Here is an 11,709-nt window from a genome sequence, read left to right as displayed (position 1 = left end):
CGATCAAGTACATCAAAAAACCTGCCCCGACAATGTCGGTGGCAGGTCCATTACAAGCTCAGCATATTTATTGTTCAGAAGGCTTCTGTATACGGCTGCGTAAGTAGGCTTCAATGAACGAATCAAGATCGCCGTCCATGACGGCGCCGACATTGCCAGTCTCATTCTGTGTGCGATGATCTTTAACCATGCTGTACGGATGAAATACATAAGAGCGGATCTGACTGCCCCATGCAATATCCATCTGTTCGCCGCGAATCTCGGCAAGGTGCTTCTCCTGCTCTTCAATCTTAAGCTCAACGAGCTTGGAGCGCAAGTGGGTCATCGCACGTTCCCGGTTCTTAATCTGCGAACGTTCTGTCTGACAAGTCACAACTACTCCAGTTGGAATATGCGTGATTCGTACGGCAGAGTCCGTAGTATTGATATGCTGTCCACCTGCACCGCTTGCTCGGTACACATCAATTCGCAAGTCCTCTGTACGAATCTCAACTGCACTATCCTCAGTAATCTCTGGAACCACGTCACAGGATACGAAAGAGGTATGTCGACGACCCGAAGCATCGAATGGCGAGATGCGCACCAGACGGTGAACACCCTTCTCAGCCTTCAGATAGCCGTAAGCATTGAAGCCCTTGATGAGCAGCGTTACACTCTTAATACCCGCCTCATCACCAGGCAGGTAGTCTAGCACTTCAACCTTGAACCCGCGCTTCTCCGCCCAGCGTGTATACATACGGAGCAGCATCTGGCCCCAGTCTTGAGACTCGGTGCCGCCGGCTCCCGGATGCAGCTCAAGGATTGCGTTATTCTTGTCATACTCTTCGCTAAGCAGAAGCTGAAGCTCATACTTCTCTACTTTCTCGAATAGCTTCTCCACGGACTCGGTGATCTCCACCGCAAGACTCTCATCCTGCTCTTCCTCAGCAAGTTCCCACATCATCTCGATCTCTTCTTGCTCTTCCTTGAGCGTCTGGTATTGATCAACAATACTCTTAACACCATTCAATTCAGCAATTATGGCTTGAGCCTTCTCATTGTCATCCCAGAAGTTAGGAGCAGACATCTTCTCTTCATAATCCGCTATCTGTTCCAGCTTAAGGTCTAAGTCAAAGAGACCCCCTAAGATTTAATAGTTTCGCTGCGACTTCACGCAGTTGATGACGTACACTTGGATCGATCATCTGAGTCACCTCTATAGTAGATTGTTCACTTGTACAGCAACATCGGGCGCCCCGAGGGTCGCCCGATGTTTATATCATATGCACGGTTAGAGTTTATGCATCCTTACCGTGGCATTGTTTGAACTTCTTGCCGCTGCCGCATGGGCAAGGGTCATTGCGACCGACCGTAGCCTGCTTAACCACTGGCTTCTTCGTCGCAGGCTCAGCGTTAGTGGACATCTTGCTCTCTTCCACAACAGCTTGACGTTCCACCTTCTGTTGAACCTGAGCTTTCATGATATACGTCGCCACTTCTTCTTGGATCGTTGCGACCATCGCATGGAACATCTCATAGCCTTCAAATTGATATTCGCGAAGCGGATCTGTACCGCCGTAAGCGCGGAGGTGAATACCTTGACGCAGATGATCCATCGCATCGATATGATCCATCCACTTCGAATCGACTGCACGAAGCACGATCACTTTCTCGAACTCGCGCACGAGCTCTTCGCCCATCTGCTGTTCGCGTTCGATATACTTCGTCATGACTTTGTCGAAGAGGTATTCCTTGATCTCTTCTTTCTCTTTGCCCCAGAGGTCATTTTTCGATACTGAACCTTCTTCGAGCAAATGGCGATTCATATATTGAATAACTTCTTCGTATTCCCAGTTTTCTGGAATTTCTTCCTCATTGCAGTGTGCATCAATGATTCGATCGATACAAGGCTCGATCATATCCATAACAATCTGGCGGATATTGTCTGCGGCCAATACTTCACGTCGCTGACGATAGATGATCTCGCGCTGCTGGTTCATCACATCGTCATACTGCAGGACGACTTTGCGCAGGTCGAAGTTGTTGCCTTCTACGCGTTTCTGTGCCGATTCAACCGCACGCGTGATCAGCTTCGATTCGATCGGCTGATCTTCTTCGAATCCAAGCTTCTCCATCATGCCAAGCACGTTATCCGCACCGAAACGGCGCATCAATTCGTCGTCAAGCGACAGATAGAACTGTGTCGATCCTGGGTCGCCTTGACGTCCCGAACGTCCGCGCAGCTGGTTGTCAATCCGACGGCTCTCGTGGCGCTCTGTACCGATGATGTGCAATCCGCCTACTTCCGGCACACCTTCACCGAGCAGGATGTCCGTACCGCGGCCTGCCATGTTGGTCGCGATCGTAACCGAACCCGGCTGACCCGCACGAGATATAATTTCCGCTTCTTCAGCGTGGAACTTCGCATTCAGTACTTTATGAGCGATGCCCTTCTTGCGCAGCATATCCGACAACAGCTCAGAGTTCTCGATCGATACCGTACCGACGAGTACCGGCTGGTTCGTCTTGTGACGCTTCACGATCTCTTCTACAGCAGCGCGGAACTTCGCATTAACAGTCTTGTAGACGACATCCGGTATGTCTTTACGAATGTTCGGCTTGTTCGTTGGAATCTGAATAACTTCAAGACCATAGATGCTCTTGAACTCTTCTTCCTCTGTCTTCGCTGTACCTGTCATACCCGCAAGCTTGCGGTACATGCGGAAATAGTTCTGGAATGTAATCGTCGCGAGCGTCATGCTCTCATTCTGAACATCCAGCTCTTCCTTCGCTTCGATCGCTTGGTGCAAGCCGTCACTATAACGGCGGCCTGCCATCATGCGGCCTGTGAACTCGTCAACGATAACAACTTCGCCTTCCGTTACGACGTAGTCTACATCACGACGCATAATCATATGCGCACGCAAAGCTTGTTGAACGTGGTGGTTCAAGGTAACATTATTCACATCGAACAGGTTCTCGATACCGAATGCCTTCTCAGCCTTCGATACACCTGTCTCTGACAGCGCAACTTGGCGTGTCTTTACATCTACAGTATAGTCATCCTTCTCCAAGCGTCTAATGAAACGATCAGCCGCGAAGTACATTTCAGTAGACTTCGCTGCTTGTCCAGAGATGATGAGCGGCGTCCGCGCTTCATCTACCAGAATGGAGTCTACTTCGTCAATGATTGCATATGTCAATGGACGCTGTACCATCTGCTCCTTATACAGCACCATGTTATCGCGCAGATAGTCGAAGCCGAACTCATTGTTTGTACCATACGTGATATCGGCTGCATATGCTTGCTGCTTGTCGTCTGGATCCATGCCCGCAAGGTTCAAGCCAACTTCCATACCGAGGAAGTTATAGATCTGACCCATCTCTTCACTGTCGCGTGTAGCCAAGTAATCATTAACTGTGACGACATGAACACCCTTGCCTGCGAGTGCGTTCAAATAGACCGGAAGGGTACCAACCAACGTCTTCCCTTCACCCGTCTTCATCTCCGCGATCTTGCCTTCATGCAGAACGATACCGCCAAGCAGCTGAACGTCATAGTGACGCTTGTTCAATACACGCTTAGACGCTTCACGCACTGTTGCAAATGCTTCAGGCAGCAGTTGTTCCAGAGTATCTCCCTTCTCCAAGCGCTCGCGGAATTCTACCGTTTTCGCTTTGAGCTGTTCATCAGTTAATTTTACGAATTCTGGCTCTAAGCCATTGATGACCTCAACGGTCTTCATGATACGCTTTACTTCGCGCTCATTGACATCGCCAAATATTTTTTTAACAAGTCCTAGCATGGTTAACCCCTTTCGCCCCAAACAGATCGTTGTGGTCGTCACCATCATCATTATATGAAGGTGGAGAACTTATCCGTTGACTCGTGTTTGCAATAAATTGTAACAGTTTCACGGGAGAGCCGCAACCGCTCAAGTCTCGTTTCGACCGATAATCATGAGTTATAATATCTATTATACGTGAAAAGAGCCTATTCCGTTGTGGAATTAGGCTCAATTCATTATTGGCGTTAAATACCGTCTATATCAGGCGGTTGGCCGCTACCGTTTCTTAGCCTTGTTCAATGAGGCCATATCGTCCGTCATTCCGGCGATATACCACATTGACTTCCTTCGTCTCCGCGTTAGAGAAAACGAAGAAATTATGTCCGATCATATTCATCTGGAGGATCGCTTCCTCAACATCCATTGGCTTCAACGTGAACCGTTTCGTTCGCACAAGCTCGAGCTCATCTTCATCCTCTACAGTAGCAACAGGGGCTGCTTCTGTAAACAGTTGCTTCAAGCCGCCTTCTTGACGCTGGCGAATCTTGCGGTTGACCTTCGTCTTATGCTTGCGAATCTGGCGTTCCAGCTTCTCCACCACCAGGTCGATGGATGCATACATATCGTTGCTGCGGTCCTCTGCTCGAAGAATCAAGCCAGGCATAGGAATCGTAACTTCGACACTGTGCAGGTCGCGCGTTACACTGAGTGTAACGTTCACATCGGATGACGGGGGTGTTTCGAAATAGCGTTCTAGTCTACTAAGCTTTTTCTCAACGTATTCGCGAAGAGCTTCTGTGACTTCAATTTGTTGACCTCGAATGCTGTATTTCATAAGGAACTCCTCCTTTGCTTACCTGTATTATATCACAGGCAGGCACCTCAATTCAAAATGTCAGCCAGACTTATTTATGTACAATTACTTACATTTTTCACAACCGAGATGGAGGGGGGGAAACAGAGGGTGAATTATAAAATCAGAGCAGAAAACTGTAATAATCCACTCGAATAATCAATAGTAAATATATGCTCACTCGTCTTAATATCCACTCTAGGTAATTCAATTGATCTCTTCTTCTCGAATTTGACATTAGACATTACTTTTTCAAATAACAAGAGGAAATCCGCCCCTAGTCCATGGGTGTTTGATTTAAATACTATCCCATCTACATCATCCAACGTAATTAGGTTAAACTCCACGTTAGCGACCTGCTCGCAAAACTTCTTCTTGCTTGCAGAGGGCACCATAAGGTCTTGGTCACCGTTATAGCTTACAATCCTACATACATTATTAAATTTCCTATAAAGTGAAGGCAGATAAAATACCTCTTTTTCTTGTGGAAAGTCTGCGGCGATATAATGAAATCTAATCTGTTTATCCTCGGTGGTTAGTATACGATCTGACAGTAGATATAAAGGATATAAATAGGAAGAGTTATCAATTAATAATGTAAATAATCTTGGAGCAAATGCATTACACAGATACGCTAAATATGATCCATGCGACTGCCCGAGTACAATGACTTTTCCGTAATTTATATTACGGTTTTGCTCTTTAAGTATTCCTACAACTGTAAGCACAGCTGTAATATTATCTATGGCCTGCATAAACGACATATCGTTAAAGTTCTCAATATTCTCCTTTTGAACATCCAGTTGCATAAACTCTTGCCCGAAGTAATGACATTGAACTGCGATGAGATTGTATTGATTCGCAAATTGATCTCTCATCTTCTGATACACTTTAGATTCTGTAGTAGCACCGAATCCAGGGATTAATAACACGACCCCCGTCTCCTCATTTACTCCTTTGTTAGGCAAAGAATAGACGATATCTATTTCTCTTGGTGTATTCGTATAAATGTTACAATGACCCGGTGCTGATAATCTATAATGTTCTGCCATTGTATCCTCCTAGTGCTCTGATGTTAGAGTATGATAGCGCTATAATTCATAAAATAACTAGTCTATATATCGTCAATAATGCTGTTCGTCATTAGAAACCAAACCATAATAAAAACCCCCAGCAATGCTGGGGGTTAGCTAATCGAAATCATATATTATTCGGCGATTGCCGTAACAATTACAATTTGATTACGTTAGCTGCTTGTGGTCCGCGTGCGCCTTCCACGATATCAAATTCAACAGCTTGGCCTTCTTCCAACGTTTTGAAACCGTCAGTTTGAATAGCGGAGAAGTGAACGAATACATCGTTACCTTCTGCAGTCTCGATGAAGCCATAGCCTTTCTCTGCGTTAAACCATTTAACTTTACCTTGCATCTCTTAACATTCCCTTCATCTTCAAATCAGTAAGGATGACCCTCACAATTTCGACTATATCACCCAGTGGAAACGGTGTCAATGATAATTATGGGAATTATTTAATGAGGTGCTGATAAGTTTGAACATGAATCAGTGTGTCAATATAAATTCGAAATGTTATCGTATATGGCTCGTATTGCCGGATCTTCCGCAAGCAATTTCAAATATATATATTCCATCCACTTGAAATCTTCTTCTCCATCTATATCCAGCACTAATGTGTCATTCATCTCTATCATTCCGCATGCTCCATCAAAGATATGGGCATTTTTTGTCAAAAAATTCGGTTCAAATGCATAAATTGATGCATTCATGTCATACGTAAGTGGAACTTGCTGTCTAGCTGTATATTGGGCTGTTTGGACCAATTTAACTGTACTCTCATTCTCTTTCTTAACCATGTTGAAATATGGACTTCTTCTTGATTTCACAACAGAAAAGACAACATCTAAGTTTCTATGTTTCAGCTTGTGGTTAACTACAGACAAGATGTCGTTTACAGTTCTTATTGGCGAAGTAATGTCCAGATCTAACACGAGATCGTAATCAAAATTAGTCTGCTCCCTCATCTTGAGATAAGTATCCCTAATTACACTTATTTTACCGACATCATTTCCCGCCAGTAACACTTCTCTCTCGATCACTTTACAGTTCGGAAGCTTGGATGATAATTGCTTCAATTCCGCACTGTCTGTATTCATTGCTACATCTACTGATCCATCAATCTGCTTCATCAGCAGATCGATTGCCGATAAAGTGTACAAGACAAGCGGATAATCATTAAATTTTTTAATATTCTTCCCCTTTACCCCTTGAGAACCTGCTCTTCCGCATACCGTTACAAGTATTCTCATTGTAATGACTCCCCTTTGGCCAACTTAAGAACATGGCTAGCTCTCTTTAAATTATTCCAGTTCCCTTGCTTCTTCATTACAACATCTAAGAAGTAAGCTAGTTCTTGAATATACATCGTATTGGATATTTCTTGGGTATCCGCAATCTGGCCTTCCTTGTGAGAATAGATTGTGTTGTTGATGAGGTCACAAACAATTAGATCATCTTGAGTAACCAATTCAATTTGACGACGAGAATACATACCGAAATAGTCTAGATGAACTTCTACCACCTTATCCGTATACTCTAGTATGTATACAGCTAGATCATTACTACTAATATTTAGGTCAGATTTCTTGCTGAGTGTACAATTTACGCTGGAGGGAAGGCCAAACAAATCCGTTACATAGTCCAATTCATGAATACAATCTAATTCGATGCCGCCGCCCATTTCTTTTCTAGCAGAATACGAATTCCTATAATCACCGTCTCTCCATTGAGGAAGATAAGAAGAACATATGACCCTAACAGAATAAACCTGCTTATCTCCTATATAGGTTTTTAGTGACCTCATTATCCTTTTGTATCGTAACGGCGCAGCAACATAAACTGAATCTTCATCAATATCATTCAGCAACTCATAGTATAACGGTTTATCGAATACTGGCTTCTCCACAAAAAAATACTGTGCTTTATTCTTCATCTTTTGAAGAGTCTCATAATGAAGCGAAGTCGGATTGGTAATGAAAGCGACATCGTATGTAGCTGGCACTTCTTCTACATCATAATAAGTAGCAGATATGTGATCCACAATATCAGCTGTTCTGCTTGTTCTGTACGCATCTACTGTTAGATCAAGTTTCCTCTCTTCACATAACTCCACCAGATTACGAAGATGTCTCATTCCAATGGAGCCTAATCCAAAAAATATGACTTTCACTTCTCAACCCCCTCGATCCTGTCGATCAATTGCAGAATAGACTTATCTTCCGCAAATGAGTATCTTGTTGTTGCAACTTTCCCCTCAATATAGCTAAGAAACTCTCTGATCTCCTCCAAATATGCATCCTCAATAATTGTTTTGGAGTAAGCATCATCCTTCTCATACTTTGCATATGTACTGACTTGTTTCATAGTTGCCAGTTCTTCGTCCCACACTTGTAAGCTGGTAGGCGACCCTTCCCATTCCAATTGAAGATTCTCGCCTACAATCTCCAGACTCCGTTTAGCTACTCGTGAAACAACATTAATGTTCAACGTGCCCACTATTCCATTCTCATGTTTCAGTAGGATAGAGAAATGATCGGGGTAATCTATCTTTAAGCTAGTTATCTTACCTCTCTCGACATGAAAATCTTGAATCTGACCAAAGGTGCTTGTTAGCCAGGGTAGTTCGATCGCCATTAATTCTCTGCAGCCATTCGTTTGTTGATGTGCCACAAAAAAATCTTGATAAGACTCCCAAGGATGCCAATCCTTTAGATACTGTCCAACGTGATATCTATAGGTTATATTCCGGTAACTATTCGCTACTAACGATTGAATGTGCTGAACTTCCTTGCGATATAACATCGTAGACGACATGAACAGCTTAACATCGCAAGCCTCAGCTTTCCCCATCAATTCGTCGTAATAATTATGGAGTAAGTTGAGTTCAGTAAATACATGAAGCCCGTAGTTTATCGCTTGTCTAATAATCTCCTGATGCGTAATTGGAGAAGTACATACCATAACAGCAGTTATCTCCTCATGGCTAATCAGTGCATCAAGCGAATCGTATGTCCCAATCCCGTGCAGTGATCTCACTTCCGCTTGACGGTCTTTCCTTACATCAACACCATAAACTGTTATATGATTAAAGTTGTTTCTAAGCAATCGAATTCTTCTCTTCCCCATTGAACCTAACCCGATGATAGCAATCTTCATCCGTACTGCTCCTTCCAGATGTATATAAAAAAACGGATAATCCGTCTATTCAAAGCACGTAATTATCCATAGATAACTTATATTACCCCTGCCTCGACATCAATGTTTGCCCGTTTGAAATCGTCCATCTTACCGATATCAATCCAATATTCACGGATAGGGAATACAGTTGTTTGGAGCTGCTCCTGTATAAGCTGTTTAAATAGTTCAGGCATATCATAATACTCACCACGGGGAATAAAAGCCAAGGAGTCCGGATGGAGCACATATAGCCCACCATTAATAAAAAAGCGCTGTGTCGGCTTTTCTTCTATAGAAAGGAGCTTACTATCTTCTACTTTAACGACTCCGTAAGGAACCTGATACTCGTGCTCCCTTACACACATCGTAGCAACAGCCATATGTTCAAGATGATAATCCAGCAATTGCTCGAAGTTAACCTTGGTCAATAAATCACCATTCATGACAAAAAAAGACTCATTTATCCCTTTATCAGATAAATAGCCTAGCGCCCCTGCGGTGCCTAGTCGCTCTGTTTCATGTATATATTCTATCTCTACTCCCCACTTGGAGCCGTCACCAAAATGCTCGATAATCATGTCAGCATGATAATTAACAGTAATATAAAACTGGTAGAATCCATGATCAATAAAATTCTCCAGTATCATTTCCAATATTGGCTTTTCTCCAAGCTTAAGAAGAGGCTTAGGGCAGCTATCCGTTAATGGTCGAAGCCTTGTTCCCAGTCCCCCTGCCATTAATACAACCGGATTCGAATATAATCGCTTTTCTATAAAGCTATCTATCAATTCGATTCTTACGACTCTTCTTCCTGAATCAAGAACAGGAATTTGACGAAGGCGCTTTTTCTTCATTAATCCATAAATATTGCGTTTGCTCTCACCTAAATAAGCTACAATAGGATCCTCGTTCATAATTCTTGTAATAGGCTCCTCTAGAGAGACTCCTCGTAGTATTCCCCTGCGAACATCTCCATCTGTTACCGTACCTAAGAGTCTCTGCTCTGCATCAACAACAAGTGCGATTTGTAAACCTGCTGAGTCAATCCGCTCAATCACTTGCATTACCGTCATATGATCATGAACAAATATCTTCTTCCAATCAATCATGGTGACACCTCCCTAGCTGGAACCCCATAAGCAATAGCTCTAGATCCAATAGAACTCAGTACAACTGAGCCAGCACCTATCACACTTTCATGTCCTATATGAATCCCCTGAATTACCGTTGCACCCGCTCCAATGAAGCTGCTTGTCCCGACCTTTACATCTCCACAGAGGGTAGAACCAGGCGCTATATGTGTATGAGATCCAACTATACTGTCATGATCTATCGTTACGTTCGTATTAATGATCGAATTTTCTCCAATAATCGTATCTGCCTGCACGACCGCGCCAGCCATTATTTGTACACCTTGCTGAATTGAAGCGGAAGGGGAAACGATTGCTTGAGGATGTATAACTGTCATAAAGAGATACCCTGCTCGAATGAACTGATCATACACACGCTTTCGAACTGTAGGTAGCCCCACTGCTCCTATGCCATTGACCAATGCAATATCATTAACATCATAAATATTAATATGGGCATCATCGCCTAGATAGGGAATACTGCTATGTAAACGAGATTCATGCGATGGTAGTTCCGTATATCCTAGAATGGGTATAGACAGACGTTGTAGAATCTCTGAAAGAACCTTTGCATGTCCGCCGCTTCCAAGTATGATGACTGATCGATTCATGAGATCACCCGCTTCATCGTTACTGCAATAATTCATCTGCTTCATAATCTTTATCAGCTATTCGACCAATCATATCCCAATACAACATCGGTGACTTTCCACTACCAGGCCGCTTCGCAGTTAAATTATGTACTGTCCATATCTCACCTCGAGACACTGGAACAGCTGCCACTAGGCTCTTACGTGCAATTGCCATATTCCCAACTTCAGAATGTGAGGGAAGCTTCTTCCCTGTTCCCATCGCCTGCTCAACCTGTCTAATAGCACTGACCATAAGTTGAAGCTCCTCTGGATTTAAGGAAGCCTGATGATCTGGTCCAGGAAGCTGCTTGTCCAATGTAAAATGCTTCTCTATAACCTGAGCGCCAAGAGCAATCGACGCTGTCGCTGCGGCTATCCCTGCAGTATGATCTGATAAACCTACTGGGAGCCCAAATGCTGCTTCAAGCGTAGCTATTGCCCTCAAGTTAACTTCTTCGACAGGAGTTGGGTATTCTGTCGTGCAGTGCAACAAGGTAACCTTCTCCTTCAGATGGAGCTGCCCCTCGTCAGAACGATATGCTTCTTCTATTAAAGCAGCTGTAGGTGTCTGCTGTCCGTTGACATAGCCACAAGCGAGTACTGACAATGCTTCCTCTACCTCTCCCAAAGTCCCCATGCCAGTAGATAAAATAACCGGCAATCCTGTGAGTGCCACTTGCCATAACAATGGTCCATTCGTTAGGTCTCCTGAAGAAAGCTTTACTTTTTGAATGCCACATTGATGGGTTAAGAATTGCAAACTCAATTCGTCAAACGGTGTAGAGAGAAATTCAATTCCTTCTTCCATGCAGCACGCTCTCAGCAAATGGTGATCCTCTTCGGACAATTCAAGCTTCTTCAGCATGTTATATTGTGAATCATCACCCGATGCTCGTTTCTGATACGCTGCTTTCTCTGCCTGCTTCGTCACCAACCGTTCTGACTTGAAGGTCTGGAACTTAATAGCATCCGCACCCGAACGAGCAGCAACCCGAATCAGATCTTTCGCCATATCAATAGAGCCATTATGATTTACGCCCGCCTCGGCGATGATATATACTGATCGCTTCATCTTG

Annotated in this window: 11 protein-coding genes; all 11 read right to left on the bottom strand. The window is 43.8% G+C overall.

Annotation, left to right across the window (positions count from 1 at the left end; translation table 11 throughout):
• Nucleotides 1–67: 67 nt before the first annotated feature.
• Nucleotides 68–1,184, bottom strand: a protein-coding gene (prfB, locus tag AC3WTP_RS01995; protein ID WP_492392893.1) for a peptide chain release factor 2 whose coding sequence is annotated in 2 segments (ribosomal slippage) — nucleotides 68–1,111 and nucleotides 1,113–1,184 — 1,116 coding nt in all. Because the reading frame shifts where the segments join, the coding sequence is not laid out codon by codon here.
• A 93-nt stretch (nucleotides 1,185–1,277) separates the two neighbouring features.
• A complete protein-coding gene (gene secA, locus AC3WTP_RS01990) occupies nucleotides 1,278–3,785 on the bottom strand; it encodes a preprotein translocase subunit SecA (RefSeq protein ID WP_492392892.1) in 2,508 nt (835 codons plus the stop codon).
• Between the two features lie 268 nt (nucleotides 3,786–4,053).
• Nucleotides 4,054–4,602: a ribosome hibernation-promoting factor, HPF/YfiA family gene (hpf, locus tag AC3WTP_RS01985; RefSeq protein ID WP_492392891.1), complete on the bottom strand. Its 549-nt coding sequence runs from the start codon at nucleotides 4,600–4,602 to the stop codon at nucleotides 4,054–4,056.
• A 134-nt stretch (nucleotides 4,603–4,736) separates the two neighbouring features.
• On the bottom strand, nucleotides 4,737–5,672 hold the full coding sequence (locus AC3WTP_RS01980; protein WP_492392890.1) for a DUF2920 family protein: 936 nt from the start codon (nucleotides 5,670–5,672) through the stop codon (nucleotides 4,737–4,739).
• 178 nt (nucleotides 5,673–5,850) lie between these two features.
• Nucleotides 5,851–6,048: a cold shock domain-containing protein gene (locus tag AC3WTP_RS01975; RefSeq protein ID WP_019424729.1), complete on the bottom strand. Its 198-nt coding sequence runs from the start codon at nucleotides 6,046–6,048 to the stop codon at nucleotides 5,851–5,853.
• A gap of 140 nt (nucleotides 6,049–6,188) precedes the next feature.
• Nucleotides 6,189–6,944, bottom strand: coding sequence for an acylneuraminate cytidylyltransferase family protein (locus AC3WTP_RS01970; protein ID WP_492392889.1), 756 nt, complete (start codon nucleotides 6,942–6,944; stop codon nucleotides 6,189–6,191).
• Complete coding sequence (locus AC3WTP_RS01965; protein WP_492392888.1) at nucleotides 6,941–7,864, bottom strand: Gfo/Idh/MocA family oxidoreductase; 924 nt, start codon at nucleotides 7,862–7,864, stop codon at nucleotides 6,941–6,943. Before AC3WTP_RS01965 ends, AC3WTP_RS01970 begins: the two co-directional genes overlap by 4 nt.
• Nucleotides 7,861–8,850: a Gfo/Idh/MocA family protein gene (locus tag AC3WTP_RS01960; RefSeq protein ID WP_492392887.1), complete on the bottom strand. Its 990-nt coding sequence runs from the start codon at nucleotides 8,848–8,850 to the stop codon at nucleotides 7,861–7,863. The genes AC3WTP_RS01965 and AC3WTP_RS01960 overlap by 4 nt, the downstream gene beginning before the upstream one ends.
• A 77-nt stretch (nucleotides 8,851–8,927) precedes the next feature.
• The gene (locus AC3WTP_RS01955) at nucleotides 8,928–9,980 is read right to left on the bottom strand and encodes a nucleotidyltransferase family protein (protein ID WP_492392886.1); all 1,053 of its coding nucleotides are present in this window, start codon (nucleotides 9,978–9,980) and stop codon (nucleotides 8,928–8,930) included.
• Nucleotides 9,977–10,657: an acetyltransferase gene (locus AC3WTP_RS01950; protein ID WP_492392885.1), complete on the bottom strand. Its 681-nt coding sequence runs from the start codon at nucleotides 10,655–10,657 to the stop codon at nucleotides 9,977–9,979. The genes AC3WTP_RS01955 and AC3WTP_RS01950 overlap by 4 nt, the downstream gene beginning before the upstream one ends.
• Nucleotides 10,632–11,705, bottom strand: a complete 1,074-nt coding sequence (gene neuB, locus AC3WTP_RS01945; protein ID WP_492392884.1) for an N-acetylneuraminate synthase — start codon at nucleotides 11,703–11,705, stop codon at nucleotides 10,632–10,634. The genes AC3WTP_RS01950 and neuB overlap by 26 nt, the downstream gene beginning before the upstream one ends.
• Between the last annotated feature and the right edge of the window lie 4 nt (nucleotides 11,706–11,709).

The sequence above is a fragment of the Paenibacillus sp. EB106-04-04-XG159 genome (genome assembly GCF_058791835.1).
Note: the sequence above shows the minus strand (reverse complement) of the source record. Positions and strands in the feature narration are given on the sequence as shown.

Bases quoted from the DNA above. Each gene is read 5' to 3' on its own strand.
- AC3WTP_RS01950 (WP_492392885.1), bottom strand. From the start codon at position 10,657: ATGAAGCAGATGAATTATTGCAGTAACGATGAAGCGGGTGATCTCATG.
- AC3WTP_RS01960 (WP_492392887.1), bottom strand. From the start codon at position 8,850: ATGAAGATTGCTATCATCGGGTTAGGTTCAATGGGGAAGAGAAGAATT.
- AC3WTP_RS01970 (WP_492392889.1), bottom strand. From the start codon at position 6,944: ATGAGAATACTTGTAACGGTATGCGGAAGAGCAGGTTCTCAAGGGGTA.
- neuB (WP_492392884.1), bottom strand. From the start codon at position 11,705: ATGAAGCGATCAGTATATATCATCGCCGAGGCGGGCGTAAATCATAAT.
- AC3WTP_RS01955 (WP_492392886.1), bottom strand. From the start codon at position 9,980: ATGATTGATTGGAAGAAGATATTTGTTCATGATCATATGACGGTAATG.
- secA (WP_492392892.1), bottom strand. From the start codon at position 3,785: ATGCTAGGACTTGTTAAAAAAATATTTGGCGATGTCAATGAGCGCGAA.
- AC3WTP_RS01975 (WP_019424729.1), bottom strand. From the start codon at position 6,048: ATGCAAGGTAAAGTTAAATGGTTTAACGCAGAGAAAGGCTATGGCTTC.
- hpf (WP_492392891.1), bottom strand. From the start codon at position 4,602: ATGAAATACAGCATTCGAGGTCAACAAATTGAAGTCACAGAAGCTCTT.
- AC3WTP_RS01980 (WP_492392890.1), bottom strand. From the start codon at position 5,672: ATGGCAGAACATTATAGATTATCAGCACCGGGTCATTGTAACATTTAT.